This window comes from Aeribacillus sp. FSL K6-2848 (genome assembly GCF_038004325.1).
Classification (GTDB): Bacteria; Bacillota; Bacilli; order Bacillales; family Aeribacillaceae; genus Aeribacillus; species Aeribacillus composti.
The window spans coordinates 1,372,062-1,395,398 of record NZ_JBBOQQ010000001.1 but is presented as its reverse complement, the minus strand read 5'-3'; the positions used below and the strand labels follow the sequence as shown (position 1 = coordinate 1,395,398).

The 23,337-nt window shown below is 37.9% G+C and carries 23 protein-coding genes and 2 pseudogenes; 18 read left to right on the top strand and 7 right to left on the bottom strand.

Translation table 11 applies throughout. The features are described from left to right. Positions 1–9: 9 nt before the first annotated feature. Both treP and NSS70_RS06960 read right to left on the bottom strand, forming a co-directional pair. Positions 10–1,425, bottom strand: a complete 1,416-nt coding sequence (gene treP / locus NSS70_RS06965) for a PTS system trehalose-specific EIIBC component (protein ID WP_340881128.1) — start codon at positions 1,423–1,425, stop codon at positions 10–12. Positions 1,426–1,460: 35 nt separating this feature from the next. Then, positions 1,461–1,946, bottom strand: a complete 486-nt coding sequence (locus NSS70_RS06960) for a PTS sugar transporter subunit IIA (protein WP_063386461.1) — start codon at positions 1,944–1,946, stop codon at positions 1,461–1,463. A 417-nt stretch (positions 1,947–2,363) separates the two neighbouring features. Between NSS70_RS06960 and NSS70_RS06955 the strand changes: the two genes are divergently transcribed. Continuing rightward, the gene (locus NSS70_RS06955) at positions 2,364–3,968 is read left to right on the top strand and encodes a hypothetical protein (RefSeq protein WP_340881126.1); all 1,605 of its coding nucleotides are present in this window, start codon (positions 2,364–2,366) and stop codon (positions 3,966–3,968) included. A 12-nt stretch (positions 3,969–3,980) separates the two neighbouring features. Further along, a complete protein-coding gene (locus NSS70_RS06950; protein ID WP_066249858.1) occupies positions 3,981–4,514 on the top strand; it encodes a hypothetical protein in 534 nt (177 codons plus the stop codon). A gap of 178 nt (positions 4,515–4,692) precedes the next feature. Here the strand turns inward: NSS70_RS06950 and NSS70_RS06945 are convergent. After that, a pseudogene (locus NSS70_RS06945) lies at positions 4,693–5,854 on the bottom strand (IS3 family transposase). 257 nt (positions 5,855–6,111) lie between these two features. On the opposite strand from NSS70_RS06945, the gene NSS70_RS06940 reads away from it, so the two are divergent. Both NSS70_RS06940 and NSS70_RS06935 read left to right on the top strand, forming a co-directional pair. Further along, complete coding sequence (locus NSS70_RS06940; RefSeq protein WP_339199289.1) at positions 6,112–6,447, top strand: hypothetical protein; 336 nt, start codon at positions 6,112–6,114, stop codon at positions 6,445–6,447. A gap of 50 nt (positions 6,448–6,497) precedes the next feature. Next, a complete protein-coding gene (locus NSS70_RS06935; protein ID WP_066249852.1) occupies positions 6,498–6,791 on the top strand; it encodes a hypothetical protein in 294 nt (97 codons plus the stop codon). Between the two features lie 158 nt (positions 6,792–6,949). On the opposite strand, the gene NSS70_RS06930 is transcribed toward NSS70_RS06935, so the two are convergent. After that, on the bottom strand, positions 6,950–8,152 hold the full coding sequence (locus NSS70_RS06930; protein ID WP_340732215.1) for a transposase: 1,203 nt from the start codon (positions 8,150–8,152) through the stop codon (positions 6,950–6,952). Positions 8,153–8,593: 441 nt separating this feature from the next. On the opposite strand from NSS70_RS06930, the gene NSS70_RS06925 reads away from it, so the two are divergent. The 6 genes and pseudogenes from NSS70_RS06925 (at position 8,594) to NSS70_RS06900 (ending at position 11,123) form a co-directional block, all read left to right on the top strand. Next, a complete protein-coding gene (locus tag NSS70_RS06925; RefSeq protein ID WP_232515500.1) occupies positions 8,594–9,031 on the top strand; it encodes a hypothetical protein in 438 nt (145 codons plus the stop codon). A 7-nt stretch (positions 9,032–9,038) separates the two neighbouring features. Beyond that, entirely contained in the window at positions 9,039–9,320 is a 282-nt protein-coding gene (locus NSS70_RS06920) for a hypothetical protein (RefSeq protein WP_094245393.1), read from the top strand. A gap of 84 nt (positions 9,321–9,404) precedes the next feature. Beyond that, positions 9,405–9,866 carry an Imm30 family immunity protein gene (locus tag NSS70_RS06915; RefSeq protein WP_011886783.1) on the top strand — a complete coding sequence of 154 codons (462 nt, stop codon included), beginning with the start codon at positions 9,405–9,407 and terminating at the stop codon, positions 9,864–9,866. Positions 9,867–10,266: 400 nt separating this feature from the next. Then, positions 10,267–10,399, top strand: a pseudogene (locus NSS70_RS06910) (recombinase family protein); the annotation flags it as partial. Positions 10,400–10,484: 85 nt separating this feature from the next. Beyond that, positions 10,485–10,787, top strand: coding sequence for a contact-dependent growth inhibition system immunity protein (locus tag NSS70_RS06905; RefSeq protein WP_063389303.1), 303 nt, complete (start codon positions 10,485–10,487; stop codon positions 10,785–10,787). Positions 10,788–10,877: 90 nt separating this feature from the next. Further along, entirely contained in the window at positions 10,878–11,123 is a 246-nt protein-coding gene (locus NSS70_RS06900) for a DNA-binding protein (RefSeq protein WP_117017593.1), read from the top strand. 91 nt (positions 11,124–11,214) lie between these two features. Here NSS70_RS06900 and NSS70_RS06895 read toward each other — a convergent pair whose 3' ends face one another. Continuing rightward, the gene (locus NSS70_RS06895) at positions 11,215–11,493 is read right to left on the bottom strand and encodes a transposase (RefSeq protein ID WP_340881123.1); all 279 of its coding nucleotides are present in this window, start codon (positions 11,491–11,493) and stop codon (positions 11,215–11,217) included. 281 nt (positions 11,494–11,774) lie between these two features. Here NSS70_RS06895 and tnpA (NSS70_RS06890) point away from each other — a divergent pair, with 281 nt between their 5' ends. From tnpA (NSS70_RS06890) to tnpC (NSS70_RS06870), 6 genes are all read left to right on the top strand, one after another. Then, a complete protein-coding gene (tnpA, locus tag NSS70_RS06890; protein ID WP_066247376.1) occupies positions 11,775–12,098 on the top strand; it encodes an IS66 family insertion sequence element accessory protein TnpA in 324 nt (107 codons plus the stop codon). A gap of 105 nt (positions 12,099–12,203) precedes the next feature. Then, positions 12,204–12,524, top strand: a complete 321-nt coding sequence (tnpA, locus tag NSS70_RS06885; RefSeq protein ID WP_003352856.1) for an IS66 family insertion sequence element accessory protein TnpA — start codon at positions 12,204–12,206, stop codon at positions 12,522–12,524. After that, positions 12,518–12,874 (top strand): IS66 family insertion sequence element accessory protein TnpB, encoded by a 357-nt coding sequence (tnpB, locus tag NSS70_RS06880; RefSeq protein WP_003352857.1) that lies wholly within the window; start codon positions 12,518–12,520, stop codon positions 12,872–12,874. The genes tnpA (NSS70_RS06885) and tnpB (NSS70_RS06880) overlap by 7 nt, the downstream gene beginning before the upstream one ends. Before the next feature lie 61 nt (positions 12,875–12,935). Beyond that, the gene (gene tnpC / locus NSS70_RS06875; RefSeq protein ID WP_094245431.1) at positions 12,936–14,513 is read left to right on the top strand and encodes an IS66 family transposase; all 1,578 of its coding nucleotides are present in this window, start codon (positions 12,936–12,938) and stop codon (positions 14,511–14,513) included. Positions 14,514–14,571: 58 nt separating this feature from the next. Next, positions 14,572–14,901 (top strand): IS66 family insertion sequence element accessory protein TnpB, encoded by a 330-nt coding sequence (gene tnpB, locus NSS70_RS20810; RefSeq protein WP_445206619.1) that lies wholly within the window; start codon positions 14,572–14,574, stop codon positions 14,899–14,901. 59 nt (positions 14,902–14,960) lie between these two features. After that, positions 14,961–16,535 (top strand): IS66 family transposase, encoded by a 1,575-nt coding sequence (gene tnpC / locus NSS70_RS06870; protein ID WP_339199974.1) that lies wholly within the window; start codon positions 14,961–14,963, stop codon positions 16,533–16,535. 5 nt (positions 16,536–16,540) lie between these two features. Here the strand turns inward: tnpC (NSS70_RS06870) and NSS70_RS06865 are convergent, their stop codons facing one another. Next, the gene (locus NSS70_RS06865) at positions 16,541–18,310 is read right to left on the bottom strand and encodes an IS1182 family transposase (RefSeq protein WP_339199596.1); all 1,770 of its coding nucleotides are present in this window, start codon (positions 18,308–18,310) and stop codon (positions 16,541–16,543) included. Positions 18,311–18,630: 320 nt separating this feature from the next. Continuing rightward, complete coding sequence (gene asnB, locus NSS70_RS06860) at positions 18,631–20,529, bottom strand: asparagine synthase (glutamine-hydrolyzing) (protein WP_339199281.1); 1,899 nt, start codon at positions 20,527–20,529, stop codon at positions 18,631–18,633. A gap of 337 nt (positions 20,530–20,866) precedes the next feature. Here asnB and NSS70_RS06855 point away from each other — a divergent pair, with 337 nt between their 5' ends. Further along, positions 20,867–22,117, top strand: a complete 1,251-nt coding sequence (locus NSS70_RS06855; RefSeq protein ID WP_339192832.1) for an IS4 family transposase — start codon at positions 20,867–20,869, stop codon at positions 22,115–22,117. 297 nt (positions 22,118–22,414) lie between these two features. Next, positions 22,415–23,284 carry a C39 family peptidase gene (locus NSS70_RS06850; RefSeq protein ID WP_094245385.1) on the top strand — a complete coding sequence of 290 codons (870 nt, stop codon included), beginning with the start codon at positions 22,415–22,417 and terminating at the stop codon, positions 23,282–23,284. Positions 23,285–23,337: the final 53 nt, after the last annotated feature.

Below are 23,337 nucleotides of genomic sequence, written 5' to 3'. Positions count from 1 at the left end.
ACAGTTCTATTAATTATGATCTTTGTGAATTTTTCCTAACACAAATGTTAGGGCAAATGGCAGCACAATCGCGATCGCCATTCCAATGAAAAACGGCGCCCATTTTTGCTGAACGATTGATAAAAAACCAGGAAGGCCGCCAACACCAATAGAAAATGCGATCACTTTATTGAGCGTAATGAACATTCCGCCAATTGCTGCTCCGATCATCGCTGAAATAAATGGATAACGGTAGCGTAAATTCACTCCAAACATTGCTGGTTCCGTGATACCCAAATAAGCTGAAACGGCAGATGTGAATGACAGCCCTTTCAGTTTTTCATCTTTTGCTAAAAACATTATGGCTAACGCCGCCGAACCTTGAGCGATATTAGAAAGAACGAGAATCGGCCATAAAAATGTTCCGCCAGTGTTGGTGATCAGCTGCAAATCAACCGGCAAGAACGTATGATGCATCCCCGTGACAACAAGAGGGGCATATATCGCTCCATATAGAAGCCCGCCAATTGCTGGAACATTATGAAACACTGAAACAAATACACTTGTAATCCCGTTGCCGATTGCAAATGTAATCGGTCCGATTGCAATAAACGCTAAAAAACCGGTAAATAGCAGTGAAAGCGGAGCGACTAACAGCAACTGAAACGCATCGGGAATTCGTTTGCGCCAAAACAGCTCTGTTTTCGCCAGCACGTACGATGCCACTAACACAGGCAATACTTGACCCTGATATCCTACCTTTTGAACATCCAATCCGAACAAATTCCATACAGGAATGTTTCCTTCTTCTTTCGCTGCTCCCCAGCCCCATGCGTTTAACAAATCTGGGTGAACAAGCATTAAGCCTAGCACAATACCAAGCAATGGACTGCCGCCGAATTTCGTTACCGCTGACCAACCGATTAAACCTGGCAGAAAGACGAACGCCGTATTGGCAATTAAGTTAATAATGCTGGCAAGATCGGCCCACTCTCTATGCACTTCCACAAATGATTTGCCTTCATAAAAAATATCTTGGCCTGTCAGGATATTATTAATTCCCATCAACAAACCTGCTGTCACAATCGCCGGCAAAATCGGAATAAAAATATCAGCTAATGTTTTAATCGCACGCTGAAGCGGGTTTAGCTTCGCTTCCGCTGCATCTTTAATCTCTTGCTTTGTCGCGCGGTCAATCCCCGTCAACTCCACCATTTCGTTGTACACTTTATCAACAAGCCCTTGTCCAATCACGACTTGAAATTGACCGTTTGCCGAAAAGGAGCCTTTGACGAGATCAATGCTTTCCAAAGCCTCTTTATCTACTTTTCCCTCATCCTTTAATGCAAATCTTAACCGGGTAACACAATGTGTTGCCGCTACAATATTCTCTTTTCCTCCAACAGACTCAACAATCTTTTCAACTGATTGTTTGCTGATATTCATGATGATCCCCACCGTAATCGTTTACAAAACAAGTGTTATTTTGCTACGACAACCATAAATGAATCCGTTCCTGCCTGCACGCTTTCGAGCGACTTCTTTTCGAGTGATTGAACGGCATCCATATTGGTGATGACAATCGGTGTGATCGTGCTTGCTGCTTTTTCTTTGATCAATGCAAGATCGAATGTCAGTAAACTGTCGCCCGCCTTGACTTTGTCACCGACCTTCACATGTCCAACAAATCCTTCACCGTTCATCATAACGGTGTCTAAACCGATGTGGATCAATAGCTCCAGTCCCGTCTCAGAACGAATACCAATCGCATGCTTCGTATGGAAAAATTGAATAACTTCCCCATTGACCGGCGAAACGACAATTCCGTCTGCAGGATCAATAGCCACTCCATCCCCCATGAGCTTTTGGGAAAATGCTGGATCAGGAACTTGTTCGATCTCGACTATTTTTCCGGTTAAAGGGGCTAAGAGCGTTTCCTCTTTTTTTCGAAACCATTTTTTTAACATTATGAACTCTCCTTTTAACCGCTTTCAAAACTTGTATATACAAGATGCTTTTATTTTAACCTGTATATACAAGTTCGTCAATAAAAAAGTTGACCGTATACATCGTCACCACTGAAAAAGTACTTTATTTAATAAAAGAGTTCCTAATTTTGAACTTCCCCCTGTCAAGTTTACAGTGGAAATAATAAAAGTTGCTTTATACGGCTTTGGTCCTATATTCCATAAAGGGCATTTTTATTCGAGACAATATAATCGGTCTCTATTACCTAAATAAGAAAATAATCTAGAAACCTCTTGGTAGTTTTTTCTTAAAATTCCCCTTTTTCATTTCTATTTACCAAAAATTCCTTTATCTGTCTTATAATGAAACAAAAAGCTTTTCCACTTGATGGAATCCATTTCGTTTCAATCGGAGGCATGGATACAGTGAATGTCAACTATATACCTTCAGAATGGGAAAGGACCAAGAAAGGAATCGGCAACCTGATCGGCGTCGGTGTATGGGGAAAAGGCATGATCGACAACTTAAAAGATATCAGCGATCTTTTGGAAGACGCCCAGTCAGACATAGCCAAATATGACAGCGATGGTGTCATCTCTTTCACCCATACCGATCGCAAAAGCCAATATCAAAGCTTATATGAGGATTTTCTTGTCATGCACCGCTTTAGCGGCCGCATCGGAGATATTGTCGACCGCACCATCGATGAGCCGTTTTATCAAGATATCGATGCTTTTGTCGAAGCGATGCGCGACTTATCGATATCAGAGATCAAGACGAAAAACCGCATCGGCGCAAAAGAAACAATCGTTGTTCCAGGAACTTATGGCTCACAGGAGACGATCGAAGTGCCGAAAGCCGAGGTCGGACTGGAAGATCTGTTCAGCGGCAGCAACTACTATGCCAGGCTAATGGAACGGGAATACGCCTCATGGAAAGAACTGAACACCCGCCATGACTTTTCGAAAAAAGAATATATACAGACGACATTGAATTCCCATGCTTTTCAGTATGAATCGATCAAAGAAGGACAGTTGAATAAAGAATTCTGGGGGCAAATAGCGGCGCTCGTCGTGATTGTCGGCGTCTCATTTATTTGTCCGCCGGCAGGGATGGCATTGGGCATGGCCTATGGTACACTGGAATTAAGCTCGGCCGTTTCCGGAAAAGACTGGATTTCAGGGAGGGAACTGGGAACAGGCGAAAGAGTATTCCGCGGTGCCCTCGCCCCATTGGATATCGTCCCTGGCATCAGCGCGCTTTCGAAATTCAGCAGTGCCGCCCGGTTCGCACCTCTTCTAGAAGCAATGGATCCCAAGCTATTTACAAGCTTGAAAGCTGGATTGCACCAGAAATCACAACGTGCCTGCGACCTGGTTGTCCATGCGGAAAACAGCATATTGGCCCGCATCAGGAGTGCCAAGGCATGGACGAAAGAAATGACGCAGCATTTAAAAACCGGTGCAAAAAAAGGTTCGTTGCAAGTCGGTCGGTTCGTAGACAACGCCGCAACAAACTTAAGACACCTCCTGCCAAGCCGGCAAATGGGATTGGCCATAGAAGGGGTTGGGAATGTTAAGGTTCCGCCCGAAAACACCAAAGGATTGGAGAATAAAGTTCGAGCTTATCTAAGTGAGAAGACGGGGGTAAATTTAGGCGGAAGTAAAGCAGGCAACGATGGCGTTGAACTTGGCACTAAGGGTACGGGTAAAACTGTTAAGCTACCAAGCCAAGGGACGGTGGATGCAGGCGTTCCGGGAGCACCAAAAGTAGATGCTGGTAAGCAAGGAAAGCATGTTTTAGGTCATCCTAATAGTATGCCTGGTAAGAAAACTCAATGGCCAGAAGGAGAAGATGGAGTTAAATTGACTCAAGAAGCATGGGTAAAGGGAACTGTAGTTAAGCCAGATGGTAGTGTTAAAATTTATGACTTTCACAAACCAATTGGGGTGAATGGAGAAACTAGAGTAAAAGTTCATATGGATAAAAAAGGAAACATCCATGGTTACCCAGTAAAATAACGGAGGTATATCATGAAACAAAATGTATTAAATACAATTGAACAATTATATCACCATGGTGATTTTGGATATGTTTTATTGAATTATGTCGATACTAATGTTTGGGCTAATAAAATCACTCATGAAATAAAAGGAATAAACGTTGAGAATTTAACAGATTTTAATTATTCAAAATGTTTCACATTATATATTATGCCTTCGATCCATCCTAAGATAAAAATTGGTACGGATGAATTTAGAGCATATATCAGAGAACACACTTATTTAAACGGATTATTGGTTTATATTTCGGCAATTGCTCCATTCGCAGCAATAAAATATGTTAGGTATGAATATGTTGATGGAGAGATTGAAATGCAAGAACAATACCAGCCATTCGATGAAGAAACAGAACGAATCGGCAAAGATATTTTGAAATTATTAGAGAATGAGGGGATAGAAGTTCTTGAAAAAAGCTTATTAGAAATAGAAGTACCTAATATTTCGTTAGAACTTAGAGAGGAAAAGGTAACAGTATTTCATTGCCTATTTGAAGATAGTTATTAAAAAGAAATTATACTTGGATTGGCATTAAGCAAGAGACTTTAATGGTTGTAGATTATTTGAACAACGAAGACAATGAGAGCATTAGTTTTGGAGTTTTTAAAAGATAAAGTAAATTTTAAACTCTATGTGGTGTTATGTCAAGAAAACGGACACGTTAAACAGAGAGAAATAGCTGAATTTAGGCAGCTACTTTTCTCTGGTTAGCGTAATATGCAGCTTCAAATTCACATGGCGATACATAGCCAAGGGCTGAATGACTTCTTTTGCGGTTGTAGAAGCATTCGATGTACTCAAAAATGGCTTGTTTCGCTTCTTTTCGCGTACGGAATCGATTCAGATAAATGCACTCTTTCTTGATGAGGCTATGAAATGACTCTATACAAGCGTTATCGTAACAGTTCCCACGTCTCGACATGCTCACTTGAAAATGATGTTCCTGTAAAAGTCGCTGATAGTCATTCGAAGCATACTGGCTTCCACGATCCGAATGATGAATCACTCGTCCCGTTGGTTTTTCGCTGTTTAGAGCCCGTTGTAACGCTTTGATGACTAACTCTTTCGTCATTCGTGTATCGATATACCATCCTACAATCTTACGAGTATATAAATCCATGATACTCGCTAAATACAACCAGCCTTCGTCGGTAGGAATGTACGTAATATCTGCCATCCATATTTCATTAGGAGCCGTTGCTTGGAAGTTCTGTTTCAATAGATTGGCATATACGTTGTAAGGATGGTTACTGTTCGTAGTGGCTTTGAATTTACGGACGGTAATGGATCTCAAGCCTTCTTCGCTCATGATGCGAGCGACATTCTTTTGAGAAACACGAATCCCTTGTTTGCGTAGTTCTTGCGTAATTTTTGGGCTTCCGTAAATCTTACGGGACTTTAGATACTCATTTCGAATTTGTTGAGTGAGTTGTTCTTTTCGTTCTTTCTGTTTACTTTTCACACGCTTGAGCCAGTCGTAATACCCACTTCTTGAAACACCGAAAACTTGGCACATCTTCACAACAAGAAATTCATTATGGTGTTGAAAAATGAAGGCGTAAATTACTTCTGGTGAAGATGCCTAACGCCTTTTTTAGGATCGCTAATTCCTCCTCCAACTCTTGATTGCGACGGCGTAACTCGATGATTTCTTGATTTTGTGGCTTGATGTTGCCTGAACCTACAAAGCTTGTTCCATTGCTTTCTTTGTATTCTTTGACCCAACGATGAAGAGTGTTGTAAGCCAAACCTAGTTCTTTTGCCACTTGGGCGATGGACTTGTCCCCCTCCAAGCATAACTCAACAGCTTGAATCTTGTATTCTTGATCAAATGTTCTCTTTTTCATGATTGAACACCTCGAACCTATTGTAATTAAGTTTATTATAATCTCCCTGTTCTCCGTGTCCAATTTTTAGACTAACATCACGCTTATATCATGCCTGAACGGAAAGTCAGTTGATATAATGGGTGATGGTTAGTGAAACTGCCGCCCATTTATAAAGTACATTTTTATAATTTCCTAAGGGTACTGGTAAAAAAACAGTTGAAAAAGGAAAAGATTACTCAACTCGTATTGACAATCAGGTAGAGGAAATTGAAAAAATGCCTTTACCTTCGAGTATTGCTACTACATTTAAAGATTCAAATTATAGAACAGTGATTACAAAAGAGAATGTTACAGTCTATAGAGTATTTGGCGGGCATGCAGATGCAGGCGGAACATTTGCTACAACTTCTCCGGCTGTAAATAGGATACAAACTAAAATTGACTTAGCTTTACTCCCAGAATGGAAAAATACGAGGAACTATGAAGCCGTAATTGAAATTCCAAAAGGAACTATATTGAATATTGGCAGAGCTGAAAAACAAATTACTAAAACCGGTAGTATTCTAAAAGGGGATGCTGACCAAATTTTATTACCTTTAAATTATTCTTGAGAATGGATAAAGGAAATTAGGCCAATACCTTCAAAATAGGAGGTTTTGTTATGCAAAACGAAGAAATGGATAATATTAAAATTCAAATACAAAAGGTTATGGATTTAGTTTATGAAAAAAAAAGTCAGAGGGAACATAAATTTTTAGATACATTAATAGATAAGTTGAAAGAATTATCAGAAACTGTAAATACCAATAGCAATATTGATGAATTAAGGAAAGATTCTAAGCTAAAAGGAGCCTTGAGAGCGTATTTTGATACCAACTTAGTTGAGAGTTACGATGAACCACTAGTAATTGAGTTAGATAAATTAGAAGTAATGTTGCAACAGAAGACGAATTAAAGTGTTTTTTTATTTGAGCATTTTGCAAAATTAGATTTTTTGGATAAAAGTATAAAAAATAAAGCACTCGACAAATAGCTACCAGCATGTTATTTTACAAAATATTACAATAATCTTGTTTTCGGGCATACCTACAGAATTTTTCACATTGAATTTTTTTAAGCGGCTTTCTTCCCTTTATTTTCCTTTGCCATCGCTAGCGCTGAAACAAGTAATACAATAGCGTTCAGGTAAATATGGGTCTTTACTTTTTCAATTCCCCATACATGTAGGGAGTTCGCCGTAAGGTAGCTTTTCATTCTTGAATTACAGCGTTCTACACTTGTCCTCTCGTTGTAAAGCTCTTTCCAACGTTTTGTATCACGGTGCGGATTGGAATATCGGCGCACATCCTTTTTGATGTCGACTTTTACCACCATTCCATAGTTGGAAGATGAACAGGCTGCCATTCCTAATGGGCAATCCACTTTGCCGGTTGCGTGAGGACATCTGAACTTGAGCTGGTCCTTATCAGCTCCCCAATAAGTCATTTCATAACCCATGGAACAACGCGGAGTTCCATTGGAAGAAATCCCTTCAGGAGGCTCTTTTTCGTTGCGCAAATTGAGCGGGATAATGGCTTGCGCTCCAATGTTTTTGGCTGATTCATAGTTTTTTAGTTGGTCATATCCGCCATCCATGATCAGAAATTCAATTTTGGATTTGGTACGCTCTGCCACTTGCTCTATTAATTCTGGTGCGACTTCTCCATCGTTCACATGGGCAGGGGTTACTTTTATGGCTATTGGCAGTTCGCTTGCGGTATCGACTGAAAGATGCATCTTATAGCCAAACCAGGTAATTTTATTGCCGAAGGAATCATATTTTGCGCCCCAATTGGCATTACCCGTTTGTTCACTACGCTTTTTGGGCTGTTTCTTTTCATAGGCATCAATGGCGGCACTGTCGATGGCCTGGTGGCTGCCGTCAATTATTCCTTCCTCCTGAGCTAACTGTACCAAGTCAAGGAAGATCTTTTCAGCCAGCTTTTTTTTGGTAAGTGCCGCAAAAACCCGGCTGAGAGTGGAGATAGACGGTGCGGGGCGATCAATCGATAAACCGCATTGATAACGGAAACGAAGGTCTTTATCCAATCGATGATGAAGGGCGGTAAAGGTGTCGATGCCTTCGAGTGGGGCAGCGATGAGAGCCCTTAGAATCCCTTCTCTGGAATGACCGTCAGCCCCTTGGGGTGAAGAACTTCTCAACTGTTTAGCATAAGGGCGTAAATCAAGCGAGCTAAAAAAGATAGGTAATTTCTCTTTTGACTCTAATTTTTGCAGTTCTTCAAAGGAAAATAGGCTTTCTTGTAGAATATACAAAGTGACTTCCTCCTTTTGAATTTTTGTGGTTTCGTCACTTCAAAAATTCTACATTTTAGGGGTGAAGTCCTTTTTTATGTCTTTGAAATCCTTATGGCTCTTGGGTCAAAAAATATGCAAAATGCTCATTTAATATCTACACGGAACATATTTATTCCAAAGAATTTAATGGGGGGAAGGACCAGGAATTTTAAAAATATGTTTCCTCTAAATTTAATATTGGGTAGTATAAACAAAAAATTTACTAAGTATTTAAAAATTATTATCTTCGTATAGTTATGACATCAAAAAATAGACAGTTCAAAATGCATATACAGCTAAAGATGACTCCAGTACAGTTGGGGTCATTTTTTACATAATGAACCGTTGAAGGAGAAATAGAGAAGCCAAATTAAAAACAATAATAAGGGTACTGGTAAACTTTATAGAGGAGATAGTTTATTGCATTCACCTAAAAGATCTAATGGAATTGGTAAGCCATTTATATCAGATTCAGGTAATTTAGTTCCTGCAAATAGTAAAGGTATATACAAAAATCGACAAGTTACTGTTATAGAGCATATTTTAGGAGGTTACAGAAGGGGAGCAAAATCAAATAGCCCTTATATTAGTTTCACTGGTAATAAAGGTATTATTGGAAATTATGGGGATTACTTAATAGAATTAGATATTTCTTCTTTGAGAAAAGCGATTAGATCAGGAGAAGTTAAAAATGTAGCCATTTTATCCCCAAAACAGATTCGAAAATTAATTGAGAGAGATAGCTCTTCTTCTGATTTTTGGAAAAATAGAGCGTTAACTTGGACTACAAGAGACAATGAATATTTGATCAGAGGAGAGATACCTAGCAAATTCATAAAAATTTCTCCTAAGGAGTGAGTATATTATGTTTTTATATTTCCAAGATGAATGTCTAGGCGAAATACAAGATATCAACACTGAAGGCATGTGGATGTATGGTAAACTTATACCTAATCAAAATATAGTAAAGTTTAAAGAGTTTTTTAAGGCTCTGATGGATGAAGAAAACGATTTTAAAGAGAGTGAATATAATGAAGAATGGCTGAAGGATGAAAATTGGTTTATTGTGAATGATCATCAATATAAAAGAGGAATTTATTTGCCGGCTGTGTATGAAGACTGGGAAATAAATTGGAGATGGAGGTAACTGATTTAGAACAAAAACCTTGATTGGCTACAAGCCTTTCAAGTTTTTTCTAATTTAAATCTAACAGCTAAGGAGGGAATATTTTTGGATATTAAGTCGGAAATAAAAAAGGTATACGATAACCGTCTGCTTAAGACAGAAAAACAAGTGGAAGAATTTGAGCAAGCTTTAAAAAATATATATGAATATGGTGAGGTATCAATTATTAAAGATTTAATTTTAGCTTTTGATGATAATACTGAACACCATGAGGTAATGTTTAACTTGGTGCATACTATTGAGCATTTATATAAGAATAAAATAGAGGAAGGGTTAAAACTAATTGCTACTTCTGTGCCAACGGTTATAAGTTATGGGAGGGAATGGATAGAAATTTTACATTACAGAATATTAAATCACCCCCATGTACGTACAATTTATGCAAAAGTTTTGGAGAATATCGACATCAAAACAAGAAATATTATTAAAGATTTGTTAGGAGATATAAAGAAAGAAGATCCAGAATTGTTTGGTGAGTCAGTAGATGAGGTATTAGATAATATTTAAGAACTAATTATGAAAACCTTGATTGGCTTTATGCCTTTCAAGTTTTTTTATTTTAAAACTAACAGATGTATCAAATAATAAAGTGCAATTACGAGAAAATTTATATATCGTTTTTACCAACATTTTAATTCAGACTTCATAATGGTTCCGCCTACTATGAGTTTGGCTGCAATGCATGGTAAAGTGATAACGCCACTAATACCCTTCGAGTACGCTTTAAAACACGAGAGAAAGCTTTCTCGTGGCGAGAAAGAGGGTATAAACTTTTAACTGACTGTGACAATAAGAGCTGGCAAATTATTTTTGTATTGTATTTTCACTAAAGACGGTCGTATAATACTCGTCATTGTTAACAAGCGTTACGTTAATCTGAATTTGCGTAACGGAGGGGGAAGGTATCATGAATGTGATTGGATATATCCGAGTTTCCACACAAGGGCAAGCCAAAGATGGATACAGCCTTGCCTACCAAGAAGATGAAATTAAAGGCACAAGGATACACTCTCTTACGTGTGTTTAGGGATGAGGGAATGCTAACATAGTATTAAAGAAGGATGAAGCAGGGAATTTTATTTTAACTGGTTATCCAACCAAATAATGGAATGGAGGGAAAAATGCTTGTTAGTCAAAAATAATCCAGAAGATCCAGTTTTTCAGTTCTTGGCTGGGACTTTTCATCAAGATGCAGATTCACCTGAAGAGGCATTACAAGAATTGTTAACAGAGGAAAGTAAAGAATATCTTAAATCTGCTATTGTATTTTTAACAGAATTCATCAATAGTGAGTATTCGGATGATGAAAAGAATGAATACATTCAACACTGTGCAGACGGAGTATATTTTCCTGATCTTGAGCTAACTCCAATTCAATGGCTAAAAAGTGTAGTAGAACAATTAAAAGAAGCTGTAAAAGCAGAATAGAACTACAAATTCTTGAGTACCTTGATTGAGTAAAAACTCTTTCAAGGTTTTTTTCTAGCAATGGGAATTATATTGGAAAGTGGTGAAAAAATGAAACAACCAACAAAAGAAGAAATAATTAATAAATTAAAAATGATTTTACAAGGAAAGCTAACACGAGAAGAAGTAGCAGATTGGGCTTCAAAATATGTCATGCAGGATGAGCCAAATATATCAGAAGAAACTGTTTGGGAACTTTTACAAATTGTTTCCGGAATTGATTTAAAAGATAGTCCAAATGAATATCTACATGTAGAACAAGACATTATAGATTGGATAAACAAGTATAGCAATTAAAAAGCGTTAAATAACCTTGATTGGTTACAAGCCTTTCAAGGTTTTTCTATTTTAAAGCTAACTCTACAACTGCCTTCATGGTTCGTGCCTCTCACCCTATAGAATGGATCCATGCCGGACGCACAAGAAAAATGCGATTTTTGTATTTCACAAGAACCGCGTCATATTCTTTACGGATTTTATCCACTTCGCTTGAGCCTTTTTCAAAGACCATCGAGGATCGTTCTAGAAATTCTACTTTCCAACGACTGACCATGACTGGGCTTAATTCATATTTGGCGGCTATTTCATTGACGGTTTGCTCTTCACGCAACACCTCAAGAACCACCTTAGCTTTAAATTCTGCGGTATATCGGTTTCTTTTTTTCATGTATCATTATAACTTATTTATCACGCTCATGTGTCTCACCTTATGGGAGCATTATAACGATTCTAATAACTAGATAAATATATCTTAATAAATAAATTTGCAGAATTTATGTAGAGGAAATAATAAAAAATATCCCTCTTCTTTAGAAATACCGCCAATCTATTAAGTTGACGGTTCATCACTCATTTATTAATTATTTGTAAGCGTCAAATACTCAGCACCTTCTAGTTGTGAATGTTACATGAGATAATCTCCATAGAAAAAATGCTGGAGGTTATGCTATGAATGATGCTGACAAAAGAATAGAATGGAAATCCAGGTATGATGCTTGGAAAACAAGTGGATTGAGTGCTGCTGAGTGGTCTCGCATCAATGATGTAAAAATACATCAGATGTACTACTGGATTCGAAAGTTTCGTGAGGAAGAAATTTCTACGAACGAGCATCAATCAAAATGGTTGACGGTGGATGTCCAAGAAATCTCCTCCCATCATACGGGTCAGGAATCTGTGCTTATTCATTACGGTGCACTGTCCATCGAAGTACGTCCAGGCACCGATTTGAATCTACTTTCCGATGTAGTGCGTGTGATTCAAAATCGATGATATCTAACGCAAATTTTGAACGTAAGCGTCAAATCTTGCACACCTTCTTGATGTGCTAATTTCATGAGATAATCTCCTCAAGATGAAATTGAAGGAGGTTTTTTTATGCCTAAGAATCCTGAATTACGAAAGGTTTGGGAACAACGAATCGCTGACTATCGTAAAAGCGGTCAAACTCAAGTAAACTGGTGCAAGGAAAATCAATGGAGTATTCACCAGTTTAAATACTGGTTAAGAAAAATTGAAAATCCAATAAAAAATCAAGGAAAGTCTACAAAATGGGCATCCGTTACCCTAGAAGATCATTCACAAACAGTTGAAAATTCATTACGGATTGAAATTAGTGGGATTTCAATTGAAGTAAAACCTGGTTTCGATCCGGCCTTTCTTTCAGAAGTGGTTAGGACGTTGAAATCAACATGTTAGTTGGTACAAGAGCTGAACGAGTTTACTTGGCAAAAGGAAGTACTGATTTGAGAAAATCCATTGATGGATTAGCTGCTTTGGTGAAAGAGGGATTTGATTTAGATCCCTTTTCATCAAGCTATTTTGTGTTCTGTAATCGAAAGCGAGATAAATTAAAAATTCTTCACTGGGACTATAATGGTTTTTGGCTTTATTATCGTCGATTGGAAAAAGGAAAATTTCAATGGCCAAATGAAAATGACACTGGAACGATACAAATTAGTTATCGGCAATTACGCTGGTTATTGGATGGTCTTGCAATGGAGCAAAAGAAAGCACACCCAGAAGTAAAGGCTAGAACAGTTATATGAATTTTTTACTTTTAACAAAAACCTTGGAGGAAAATAGCTAAAACCGTCGAATTATTACTACATGATGAAAAATTTAAAGAATCCTAACCAAAACCCATTTGAATTAATTGAAAAACTTCAACAGCAAATCGTTGAATTGACGGCGAAATTACAATGGTATGAAGAACAGTATCGTCTTAGTCAAAAACGAAAATTTGGCTCTTCAAGCGAAAAAACAAATCCTAATCAATTAGAACTACCTTTATTCAATGAAGCAGAGGTAGAGTCTAATGTAAAAGCCGAAGAGCCAACTGTTGAAACAATTACATATCGTCGTAAAAAGAAACGTGGTCAACGTCAAGCTACGTTTGAAAACCTGCCTATGGAAACGATTGAATATCGTTTACCCGAAGAAGAGCAGGTCTGTTCGTGTTGCGGTGAAAAAACACACGAAATGAGCACAGAAGTACGACAAGAATTAGTGATTATTCCGGCTCAAGTCAAAGTTTTAAAACACGTTCGATATGTCTATGGATGCCGTCATTGTGAGCGTAATGAAATAGAGACACCAATCGTTACAGCACCTGCCCCAAAATCTGTGTATCCAAAAAGTTTAGCTTCACCGTCAAGCATGGCATATATTATGAATCAAAAATATGTAGAGGGGCTACCTCTATATCGCCAAGAACAACAGTTCAAACGATTAGGTGTGATCTTATCCAGGCAAACCATGGCCAATTGGATGCTTTATGGTGCCGAAAAATGGCTTGCGCCAATTTATCAACGAATGAAAGAGCATCTCCTCTCTAAAGACATTCTACATGCGGATGAAACAACTGTTCAGGTTTTACATGAACCTGGAAGGTCAAGCACATCGAAATCTTACATGTGGCTTTATCGGACTGGAAGAGAGGATCCACCACTTGTCCTTTATGACTATCAGGAAACTAGAGCAGGAGAACATGCCAAAGAATTCCTAAAAGGGTTTAAAGGATACCTGCATGTCGATGGATATGCAGGATACCATAAGGTATCCGGCGTAACATTAGTTGGATGTTGGGCTCATGCCCGCAGAAAGTTCGATGAGGCTTTAAACGTACTTCCTGAATCCAAACGTCATTCAGCAGTCACAGCTCGGGAAGGACTCAATTTCTGTAATCAGCTATTTGCCATCGAGCGTGATTTGAAAGAATGTACACCAGAAGAACGATATAAAAAACGACTTAAACACAGCCAACCATTGTTGGAGGCTTTTTCAGCATGGCTAAAAACAGAGAAAAGCAATGTTTTACCAAAGAGTCTATTAGGTCAAGCCATTACATACTGCCTCAACCAATGGGAAAAACTCGTGGCATTTTTAGAGGATGGACGATTAGAAATCGATAATAATCGAAGTGAACGATCCATTAAACCATTTGTGATCGGAAGGAAGAACTGGATTTTTAGCAATACTCCGAAAGGAGCTAAGGCCAGCTCAATCATTTACAGTATTGTGGAGACAGCAAAAGAGAATAAATTAAATCCATTTTATTATCTTCGCTACTTATTTGAAAGGCTTCCCAATATGGATATAAGCAATATGGATGAGCTTGATCAACTACTTCCTTGGTCCAAAACAATTCCTTTGAATTGTCGGGTTTTTAATAACTTATCACAATAATAGTATTTAATCCCTATCATTAAAAGGTGGGGATTATTTTACGCTTACTTTTGAACGAGTGTACCTTGCACGTGGAAGCACCGATCTCCGGAAATCGATTGATGGTCTCGCAGTCATCGTCAAAGAATGCTTCGATTTGGATCCATTTTCCCCTTGTTTATTTGTTTTCTGTAATCGGAAAAGGGATAAACTTAAAATTCTACAGTGGGATAATAATGGGTTTTGGCTCCATTATCGAAGATTAGAAAGAGGAACTTTCAACTGGCCATCTGAACAAGAAGGAGTGCCGATGGATATCAGTCCTCGTCAGCTACGCTGGTTATTAGATGGCTTATCCATCGAACAAAAACAAGCCCATCCCACAGTGAAAGCACGCACGATTCTATGAAATTAAAAAACTTGAGAATCCGACTGGTCAAGCCGGATTCTTTTGCGTATACTGGAACTATGAAAAACACGGACACAAAAATTCAGGAAACAATTGAATACTATAAAGCGCGTAACGAAAAGCTTGAAATAGAAAAGGAAGCTTTGGAAGCGAAGCTAAAATGGTATGAGGAGCAATTTCGGTTAAGTCAACAACGTCGTTTTGGTTCTTCCAGTGAGAAGACCAATTCAGACCAACTGTCCCTTTTCAATGAAGCTGAAGCTACCGCAAATCCTGATGATGAAGAACCGACGATTGAAACCATTACATATACACGCAAGAAGGAGCGAAATCGTCGAGATGAAAAACTAGAAAACCTGCCTACTGAAACGGTGGAATACCGTTTGCCAGCTGAGGAACAGGTTTGTTCGTGTTGCGCTGGACCTCTACACGAAATGAGTACGCAAGTACGCAGAGAAATAGAAGTTATTCCAGCACAAGTAAAAGTGAAAAAGCATGTCCAATATGTTTATAGTTGCCGTCATTGTGAACGCCATGAAATAGAAACGCCTATTGTCACGGCGAAAATGCCGGCTCCTGTTTTTCCGGGAAGTCTGGCATCTCCATCGTCAATGGCTTATACGATGACGCAGAAATACGTTGAAAGTATGCCTTTGTATCGCCAGGAAAAACATCTGGAGCGATTTGGCATATTCATTTCCAGGCAAACTTTATCCAATTGGATTTTGTATGGAGCCGACACCTGGTTGAGTCCTGTTTACGACCGAATGCGTAACCATCTATTGAATCAGGATATCCTCCATGCGGATGAGACCACCTTACAGGTTCTTTCAGAACCTGACCGACGAGCGACTTCCAAATCATTTATGTGGCTTTATCGGACAGGACGAATGGGGCCTCCAATTGTTTTGTATGACTACCAGCGAACCCGTGCATCCAAACATCCTTTACGATTTTTGGAAGGTTTCCGTGGATATTTACATGTGGACGGGTATGCCGGTTATAACGGAATCCCTGATGTCAGTCTGGTCGGTTGTTGGGCTCATGCCAGACGTAAATTCACAGAAGCTTTGCAGGCTCTTCCTGAATCGGCTAAAACTACTCACGTTAAAGCCAAAGAAGGTCTTGCATTCTGTAATCAACTTTTCTCGATAGAACGGGATTTAAAGGACGTTAGTCCTGAAGAACGTTATAAGAAACGTTTAGAACGCAGCCAACCGGTATTGGAGGCTTTTTTGGCATGGCTTCATGAACAAGCCCCAAGAGTGTTGCCAAAAAGTGCACTTGGGCAAGCCATTAAATATTGTCGTAATCAATGGGACCGTTTAGTAGCTTTTTTAGAGGATGGTCGTTTAGAAATTGATAACAACCGCGCAGAACGATCCATTAAACCGTTTGTAATCGGGAGGAAAAACTGGCTGTTTAGCAATACCATAAAGGGGGCTAAATCCAGCGCAATCATTTATAGCATTGTGGAGACTGCGAAGGAAAACGGATTAAACCCATTCAATTACCTTAAATATTTATTTGAACAGCTTCCAAATATTAATCTGACTGACAAAGAAAAATTAGATCAACTCCTTCCTTGGTCCACAACAATTCCAGAAGAATGTCGTGTTCCTAATAAAAGCTAAATAAATCATAACAAGGGCTTGTCTAAAAAGTCCATAAAAACAGAGCGAATGGAGAAAACAATGAGTTTTTCCATTCGCTCTGTTTCCTTATTTTTGAAATTGGTTTGGGAATTTGCGGCCCATTTCAGTATGTTGTGGGCCATTGCCACAATCCCGAATTCTGTTCGGACTTTATGAAGCCCCCGTAACAGAAATCGAGTGAAACGCAAATTGCCCTTGATGTTACCGAACACACTTTCGACATCCACTTTACGCTTCGCATAAAGAGCTGCCTTTTGTTCGTCACCAAGAGCTGCTTTGGCTTTCGCTTTCATTTCTTCATAAATCGTGTTCCAATATACTCGACGATTTCCTTTGGCTTTCGTACACCCATTCTTCAACGGGCAATCCGTACAATCTTCACACTCGTACACTTTCAAATCTTGTATGTATCCAGATGCATTTTTTCTTTTTTGATAATACTTGAATACGACTTTCCGATTGTTCGGACAGATAAAGCAATCGTCTTCTTCGATGTATTTCCAGTTTTGTACTTTTGATAAATCCTTTTTAAACTTTTTACTTTGTTCCTTCAAATAGGTTTGGTATGGGGCTAATAATTCAAAACGAGGTTCTTTTTCTTCGCCAATCGCATATAAATAGTTTTCTTCACTCGCATATCCTGCATCGGCAATGACATACTTGAGTTTCTTTTCCTTCGGCATCGATTCCAATAACTTTTCCATAAATGGTTGGAAACAGCGAGTATCTCCTGGATTTTGATAAATTTCAAATCCCACGATAAATTGATGTTGTGTGGCGAGTTGAACATTATAACCCGCCTTGAGTTGGCCGTTTTTCATATGGTCCTCTTTCATTCGCATAAAAGTGGCCTCATGGTCGGTTTTCGAGTAGCTATTTCGTTCACCTAGAATCTGTTTTTGTACTTTGTATTTTCGTAATCGTGGAAGATAATCCGTTTGAATCGTTTTCAGTTGTTTGGTGAGTTGGGATTTTTTAGAGCGAAGTTCTTTTTTTCTTTCTTTGTCTTCTTCCTGTTTATAATCTTTTTCCAAAGCTTCTATTCTCTCAGAAAGTTGTGCCGATGATTTTTCTAATTCTTCTTCTAATTGTTCTTCTTTTAATTCCTCCAAGGCGATTTGGTGCGCTTCTTGTAGAAACGATTGAATTTTGGCTCGTAGTTTCTGATCATATTTTTCTACGGATTTTCGCCATACAAACGTATATTTGTTGGCATTCGCTTCTATTTTCGTACCATCCACAAAAATATGGTCGAGGTCGATAAGTCCTTGTTCTACTAGTTGAAGGACAAATTGTTCAAATACAGAATCCATCATGTTTGACATACGAACACTACGAAAATCATTTATTGTGCGATGGTCAGGGGTTTGCAATCCCGCCAACCACATCATCGGAAGATTTTCTTTCACCATTTGCGCTATTTTCCGACTTGAATAAACATTTTGAGTGTACGCATATAAAATCACTTTCAATAACATTTTAGGGTGATAGGGTGCACGACCCCCACCAACATAATGAGTATACAACACTTCATCCGGAATCGATTCCACCATTTCATCCACTAAACGGGCGACATGATTTTCAGGAATATACATTTCGATATCTAAAATGCTCATGACTTGACGATTGCAATAAGGTTGGAAAACTAGTTTTTTGCGTTTCTTATTCTTTTGAACCTCTATTTTTTGAATACCCTCTAGAGTCATTTCTAATTGCGTGTTATAATTTTCTTGAATAGTCATTTGATTATTCATAAGAAATCGTCCTTTCTGTAGAATGTTTTTTGGTCAATTTCATTCTATAAAAAAGGACGATTTTTTTGTACCCTAAAAACAGAAAAAAGGGCTGAGCCCAAGGTCGATTCAATCGACTTTTCGGACAGCCCCTTTTACGCTTACAATTATTTCATTGATTGCATGTAATAATCTGATCTTGTAATTCCTTGATGGGATGATGATTAACATATTTATTTTAATAATCCGTTGACAGGTACGAAAAATAAAAGAGCACCCAAAAGCTGAATTTTAGAAGCTTGGGTGCAAATAAGAAGACAGGAAATCACAAATTAATCAAATTAGATTGATAGCAGCTGCTTGTCTTTTTTATATACATTTGTAAAATCGTATTTCTTTTCCACATATACTTGGTGCCAAATCATAAAGATAAGAACGGTCCAAATTTTTCGGCTGTGATCTGCCTTATCGCTACAATGCTCGTCTAGTAAACGGTACAATAGATTTTTATTAAATAAATGATCTGTTGCACTTTCTTTTATAATATTTTTCGACCAGTCATACATTTCGTTTTTCAACCAATGACGTATTGGCACGGGAAACCCTAATTTTTTTCGATGTAAAACATGATCTGGCACAATACCCTCCGCTGCTCTGCGCAAAATGTATTTCGTCGTATTATTTGCTGTCTTCATCTCTGGAGGAATTTTTGCCGCTACTTCAAACACTGCTTTATCTAAAAATGGAACCCGCAATTCTAATGAATGGGCCATTGTCATTTTGTCCGCTTTTAATAAAATATCGCCACGCAGCCATGTATGAATATCAATATATTGCATCCGGTTTACAGGAGGATAATGGGTTGTTTCTCTATAAAAAGGAGCTGTAATATTTGTATATTCTAATCCCCTCTTATATCCTTTTAGCAGCTTTTGTTTTTCTGCCTCGCTATACATTTTCGCATTGCCGATATATCGTTCTTCCATGGGTGTTGTACCACGCTCAATAAAACTTTTTCCTTTTATTCCTTCCGGGAGTATTCCTGCAATCACTCTCAAGGCTGATTTAACTGCATTTGGCATTCGCTCAAAGAGTTCCAATGACTGCGGCTCACGATAAATATTATAACCCCCAAACAGCTCGTCTGCTCCCTCACCGGAAAGAACGACCGTTACATGCTTTCTTGCTTCCCGGGCGACAAAATAAAGCGGCACTGCAGCAGGGTCGGCAAGTGGATCATCCATATGCCACATAATTTTCGGCAATTCCTCCATATATTCCTCTGGTGAAATGACATAGCTAATATTCTCAACGCCTAACTTGTCCGCTGTTTCTTTTGCCACATCAATTTCACTGAATCCTTCCCGATCAAAGCCGACAGAAAATGTCTTGATATGAGGGTTAAATTGTTTCGCAATCGCTGCAATGAAGGATGAATCAATTCCTCCTGATAAAAAAGAACCTACCGGCACATCGCTGCGCATATGCACTTGCACGGAATCGAACAGCGCGTTGCGAATTTCTTTGACAAGTTCATCTTCTGATTTGATGATAGGTTGGAATTTGGCTTTCCAATAGCGATGAATGGTTAATTTTTCACCGATTTTTTTCTTAATATAATGACCCGGTTCTAACTTTTTAATACCATCAGACATCGTCATTGGTTCAGGTACATATTGGAATGTTAAATAATGCTGCAGTGAATCATAGTCTAATAAATCATTTTTAAGAGCGAGCAAAATACTTTTCTTCTCGGAAGCAAAAAACGTACGGTCGCCCTGTTCCATATAGAAAAATGGTTTTATGCCAAACGGGTCACGTGCCGCAAAAATCGTTTTCTCTTGTTTGTCCCAGATGACGAAAGCAAACATACCTCGAAGCTTTTCTACAGCTTTTTCTTTTTCAGCACTATAAAGAGCAATAATGACTTCTGTATCGGAATGAGTAGTAAATTTATATCCCTTTGCAAGCAATTCTTCTCGCAATTCCACATAGTTGTAGATTTCCCCATTAAATATGATCCAATATCGTTCATTTTCATAGGACAATGGCTGGTGCCCTGTCTCAAGATCGATAATACTCAAACGTCGAAATCCAAAATTCACATATTCATCAAAAAAATAACCACCATCATCAGGACCGCGATGAGTAATGATATCATTCATTTCTTGAAACGTTTCTTTCCATTTTTCATCAATGATTCTTGGATGATCATGAATACTACAAATAAAACCGCACATGATATTGCTATTCCCTCACTTTATCAAATTTAAATTTTATAGATTGTATCAAGACTTGGGTTAGCAAAATATAATATTTTGATCTTATTTAAATGTAACAAACTCTATTTTTATACCATCTATAGGTTCCTATAATGAACTTTAATTATTCCTCCTGAAACCTGCTTGCGATATTTTCATTCCTTTAATATATTATAACACAGTAGCATTGCATTAAGTTAATTTTAATTTGTCAAGCCCAATTTTATGTTAAATTTCATCTTTTTGGATATAAAAAAACTCCTTATAATTAGGATTGGCAGTCCTATCCAAATCCTAAGAATAAGGAGAAACCATTATGGATAAGAATACCACAGAATCCACAATAAATGAACTATTTAAAGAGATCGATCCAATAACTTTTTCAAAACTAATTAATGTGATTGACGTTGACAAATACATTAAAAAATTAACGGCGTATAAGTTTTTACAACTTTGTATCATCGCTCAGTTAAACGAATTGGAAAGCTTAACAAAATTGGCCAAACATTTGAAAGACAAGGAAGAGTTGCAGACATATCTGGAATTTGATGCAATTAGTACTTCGCAACTTTCTCGCAAATTAGGCCAATTATCCCCTCAACTGTTTGAAAAAGTATTTAAATATCTGGTCTTAAAGATCCAAGGGCAAATGAAAAATGCCCCGATCATCCGAAACATTGGTCGTCTTCTGGTCATTGATTCTACCACGATGAGCATGAGTTTGAGCCAATATCCATGGGCAACTTTTCGTAAGACAAAGGCTGGTGTTCGACTCCATTTAAAGGTTGTTGTAACGAAGGATATCACTGTTCCGGATCAAGGGATTATCTTACCCGCGAAACATGCCGATCGCACACAGATGGACGAACTCATTGAAATCGATCCAAATGCGATTTACTTGTTTGATCGAGGGTATGTCGATTACAAACAGTTCGACCGCTTATGCCGAGAAGGGGTGCGATTCATTACCCGGCTTAAAAAGAACGCAGAGATTGAAGTTTTATCGGAACGGATTCCCAATCCAGAACGTTTGATTTATAGGGATCAGATTGTCATTTTAGGAAATGACCGTAATCATACCAAAATGACTCATCCTCTCCGATTGATCGAAACGGTCGACAGCGAAGGGAATCCCGTGATCATCATAACCAATTGCTTTGATCTTTCTGCGGAAGAGATTGCAGATTTATACCGATATCGCTGGAAGATAGAGACCTTCTTTAAATGGATGAAACAGCACCTTAAGATAAAAAGATTTTATGGAAAAAGTCAAAATGCCGTTTACAATCAAATTTGGATCGCCCTAATCACCTATTGCTTACAGGCCATGCTCCAATTAAAAGTGAATCACGATGGTCCTTTATTAGAGATCAAGCGAACTTTACAGAATCTGCTTTTTAAAGGTTTTGACTGTTTTGTTCGCTCCCTTTTTAAAAAGCCAATTCGAACGTCCAACGGTCGGAAAAAATACCATTGGGAAAAAGATTTTGAAACCATCGTGTACCAATTTGAAGAAGGGGAGGTGGAACACCTAGACGATTTAGTTTATGATCCAATGTTTCTGTAATATATTACCAAATTGTGGAAATGGACTGCCGATTAAGACGTCATTGTCCTTTTAAGCTTGCTTAGAAAGATTGTATGTCTGAATATTCAGTTACATGAAATAACTGGAATTTTTATTGAGCTTGACAAACATTAAATTTTTTTATGCAACGCTACTGATTATAACAATAAAATGTGGAAAAATTATGGATTTTTTCGAAATTGTTACATAATTACATGATAAGAATCACCTCCATTGTTTCTGCATATTTAGTTGATAATATAAAAACAGCAAGTTTAACAAAGGGGTGCAGCTGTCATGTTAGGGATTATACTTTTTTTAGCCTTTATGATTGTTTCACTTTCTATTTTTCTTTTACGAAAGCCAACCAATGAAAAGTTATATAAACTAGCTATAGGGTTCTATACCGCTTTTTTCCTATTGTTTTTAACTCTATTTGTCCATTATGTAAATTCTGAAAATATGATCGATGCTATAAAAAATCAAGTACAGAAAACATCATATAAAAATAAAGTTGAAGAGAGAAATTCGTCATCTAATTCAAAAGAACAAGTCCCGGTTAAATCAGCTCTCATTGATGCCCCCCTTCTCTCGCAACTTCCAGAACTACCAAGGGGGTGCGAGGTAACAAGTCTGGCAATGCTTTTGAATCACGCGGGAATCAAAGTAGACAAGATGACACTAGCGAAGCAAATAAAGAAAAACCCAACTCCTTATCGAATACATAATGGAAAAGTATTTTATGGACATCCAAATGAAGGGTTTGTTGGTGACATGTATACAAAAAAGAAACCGGGATACGGTGTCTATCATAAACCTATAAAAGAATTAGCCGAGAGTTATTTACCTAACCAAATCATTGATTTAACAGGACAGTCATTTGAAGAAATATATAAATATTTGTCTAAAGGTACTCCAGTTTGGGTTATTACTAACACAACCTTTCGTGTACTTCCTCCTTCTGAATTTATTGAATGGCAGACCCCGCAAGGTCCTTTAAAAATTACATACTGGGAGCATTCCGTGTTAATCACCGGATATGATGAGCAATATATTTATTTTAATGACCCGTTGACAGGTACGAAAAATAAAAAAGCACCTAAGTCTGAATTTATAAACGCTTGGATACAAATGGGCAAACAAGCTATTACCTATAACCACAATTAACCGGTTATAGATAGTGGTTTGTCTTTTTTGTTTCATATCCTCCATTAACATCG

Coding starts and splice junctions, on each gene's coding strand:
- treP (WP_340881128.1), bottom strand. CDS start 1,425: ATGAATATCAGCAAACAATCAGTTGAAAAGATTGTTGAGTCTGTTGGA.
- NSS70_RS06960 (WP_063386461.1), bottom strand. CDS start 1,946: ATGTTAAAAAAATGGTTTCGAAAAAAAGAGGAAACGCTCTTAGCCCCT.
- NSS70_RS06955 (WP_340881126.1), top strand. CDS start 2,364: ATGGATACAGTGAATGTCAACTATATACCTTCAGAATGGGAAAGGACC.
- NSS70_RS06950 (WP_066249858.1), top strand. CDS start 3,981: ATGAAACAAAATGTATTAAATACAATTGAACAATTATATCACCATGGT.
- NSS70_RS06940 (WP_339199289.1), top strand. CDS start 6,112: ATGCCTTTACCTTCGAGTATTGCTACTACATTTAAAGATTCAAATTAT.
- NSS70_RS06935 (WP_066249852.1), top strand. CDS start 6,498: ATGCAAAACGAAGAAATGGATAATATTAAAATTCAAATACAAAAGGTT.
- NSS70_RS06920 (WP_094245393.1), top strand. CDS start 9,039: ATGTTTTTATATTTCCAAGATGAATGTCTAGGCGAAATACAAGATATC.
- NSS70_RS06900 (WP_117017593.1), top strand. CDS start 10,878: ATGAAACAACCAACAAAAGAAGAAATAATTAATAAATTAAAAATGATT.
- NSS70_RS06895 (WP_340881123.1), bottom strand. CDS start 11,493: ATGAAAAAAAGAAACCGATATACCGCAGAATTTAAAGCTAAGGTGGTT.
- tnpA (WP_066247376.1), top strand. CDS start 11,775: ATGAATGATGCTGACAAAAGAATAGAATGGAAATCCAGGTATGATGCT.
- tnpA (WP_003352856.1), top strand. CDS start 12,204: ATGCCTAAGAATCCTGAATTACGAAAGGTTTGGGAACAACGAATCGCT.
- tnpB (WP_003352857.1), top strand. CDS start 12,518: ATGTTAGTTGGTACAAGAGCTGAACGAGTTTACTTGGCAAAAGGAAGT.
- tnpC (WP_094245431.1), top strand. CDS start 12,936: ATGATGAAAAATTTAAAGAATCCTAACCAAAACCCATTTGAATTAATT.
- tnpC (WP_339199974.1), top strand. CDS start 14,961: ATGAAAAACACGGACACAAAAATTCAGGAAACAATTGAATACTATAAA.
- NSS70_RS06865 (WP_339199596.1), bottom strand. CDS start 18,310: ATGAATAATCAAATGACTATTCAAGAAAATTATAACACGCAATTAGAA.
- asnB (WP_339199281.1), bottom strand. CDS start 20,529: ATGTGCGGTTTTATTTGTAGTATTCATGATCATCCAAGAATCATTGAT.
- NSS70_RS06855 (WP_339192832.1), top strand. CDS start 20,867: ATGGATAAGAATACCACAGAATCCACAATAAATGAACTATTTAAAGAG.
- NSS70_RS06850 (WP_094245385.1), top strand. CDS start 22,415: ATGTTAGGGATTATACTTTTTTTAGCCTTTATGATTGTTTCACTTTCT.